This window comes from Candidatus Skiveiella danica (assembly GCF_022705245.1).
Classification (GTDB): domain Bacteria; phylum Pseudomonadota; class Gammaproteobacteria; order Burkholderiales; family Burkholderiaceae_C; genus Skiveiella; species Skiveiella danica.
Genome location: NZ_JAKJEW010000202.1, coordinates 1 through 517 on the forward strand (window position 1 = coordinate 1; position 517 = coordinate 517).

General features: G+C 70.8%; 1 protein-coding gene. It reads right to left on the bottom strand.

Annotated elements, in window-relative coordinates; translation table 11 throughout:
- Nucleotides 1-53: 53 nt before the first annotated feature.
- Nucleotides 54-517 (bottom strand): peptidase dimerization domain-containing protein (locus ACMUOY_RS21010; RefSeq protein ID WP_413894630.1); only part of this gene is annotated, 464 nt, incomplete at its 5' end.

The window sequence follows — 517 nt, forward strand, 5'->3', positions numbered from 1 at the left end:
GGCTGGCGGTGCTGGGGCAGTTGAGCCGCCGCCGCCGCTGACGGCGCGCAGCCTCACGCCAGAAACGTCTGCGCCAGCCGCACCCAGTAGCTGGCGCCGGTGCCCAGGCAGCGGTCGTTGAAGTCGTAGCCGGGGTTGTGCACCATGCAGCCGCCTTCGCCCGGGCCCTGGCCGGTGCCATTGCCCAGCAGCAGGTAGCTGCCCTTGCACTTTTCCAGGAAGAAGGCGAAGTCCTCGCTGCCGGTCAGCGGTGGCTGGCGGGCGAAGTCGGTGGCACCGGCGTCGTTCACCAGCACCGGGTAGCGGCGGTCGTAGTGGATCTCGGCCGTGGCGCCGTACACCGCGGCCTGGGCCAGCACCACCTCGTGGATGCGGCGCTCGAGCTGGTCGCGCACCTGGGGGCGCAGCGCGCGGATGGTCAGCTTCAGCTCGGCGGTCTCGGGGATCACGTTGAAGGTGGTGCCGGAGTGGAACGCGCCCACGGTGATGATGCCCATGTCCAGCGGCGGCACGTTGC